Below are 1,146 nucleotides of genomic sequence, written 5' to 3'. Positions count from 1 at the left end.
AGTGATTTATCAGAAGTCAGCAGACGGCATAGTAGCCAAACGCCCATCGTAATAGAGGGGACATGGTGAAGGCCTGAACATCTTAACCAGAGGAGATACTACAAATGAACTTGAATTCACATAGATCACCGTGTTGCGATAGTGATGAACAGCGTTCTACTGTGAATAATACCTCGAATGAATATAGCCAAACAGATCATGACCTGATGGCAAGGGTACTAAGCAACCACAATATTGGTGCAGCATGGCAACATGTTAAGCGCAATAAAGGGGCTGCGGGTATTGATAATATGAGTATTGAAGAGTTTAATCACTTCGCTAAGTTACATTGGCTGGGTATTAAACAACAATTACTTAACGGCACTTATCAACCCTTGCCAGTCAAACGCGTGATGATACCCAAACCCGATGGCGGTGAGCGAATGCTTGGGATCCCTTCTGTTATCGACAGAGTGATCCAACAAGCCATTGCTCAAGTGATCAGCCCTTACTTTGAGACTCAATTTTCACCACATAGTTATGGTTATCGTCCTCATAAAAGAGCAAGTCAAGCAGTGAACCATGTTCTATTTTGTATTAAACAAGGTTATAAAACAGCGGTTGATATCGACTTGTCTAAGTTCTTTGATGAAGTAAACCATGACATGCTGATGAATCGTGTTGGTCGTAAAATCAAAGACAAAGCACTCATGCGCCTACTCGGTAAATACCTACGAGCGGGAGTAGCAGAGTGCGAACAGGTCTGTGGTTTGAGTCAACCAAAGGAGTCCCTCAAGGTGGGCCATTATCCCCTTTACTTTCCAATATTTTACTCGATGAATTAGATAAGAAGCTAGCCTACAAACACCTTAAGTTTGCACGTTACGCTGATGACATAATCATTTTAGTAAAAACGAAAAGCGAAGGATTAATAATCCAACGGGAAATTACTGCGTTCATCACTAAGCGATTAAAGCTCAAAGTGAACGAATCGAAAAGTCGGGTCGGTCCTGTATCAGGCTCGAAATTTCTCGGGTTCACATTCCGCTACGGTCAAGTGCAGATCCACGAACAGGCGCTAAAGAAATTTAAAGCAAATGTCAGGGAGCTCACTAACCGCAACTGGGGGATCTCAATGACCCTACAAATTCATAAACTCACACAGTA

The 1,146-nt window shown here is 42.5% G+C and carries 2 protein-coding genes; both read left to right on the top strand.

What is annotated here, in order from left to right:
- Positions 1 to 104: 104 nt before the first annotated feature.
- The gene (locus H5163_RS21430) at positions 105 to 824 is read left to right on the top strand and encodes a reverse transcriptase domain-containing protein (protein WP_259399846.1); all 720 of its coding nucleotides are present in this window, start codon (positions 105 to 107) and stop codon (positions 822 to 824) included.
- Positions 731 to 1,146 (top strand): reverse transcriptase domain-containing protein (locus H5163_RS21425; protein ID WP_310736660.1); only part of this gene is annotated, 416 nt, incomplete at its 3' end. The genes H5163_RS21430 and H5163_RS21425, both read left to right, overlap by 94 nt.

This window comes from Pseudoalteromonas sp. SG44-8, from assembly GCF_014164125.1.
Taxonomy (GTDB): Bacteria; Pseudomonadota; Gammaproteobacteria; order Enterobacterales; family Alteromonadaceae; genus Pseudoalteromonas; species Pseudoalteromonas rhizosphaerae.
The sequence above is the reverse complement of the archived record's forward strand: the minus strand, read 5'-3'. Positions and strand labels throughout refer to the sequence as shown.

What these genes read in the sequence shown, in the direction of transcription:
- H5163_RS21430 (WP_259399846.1), top strand. Translation starts at nt 105, where the DNA reads ATGAACTTGAATTCACATAGATCACCGTGTTGCGATAGTGATGAACAG.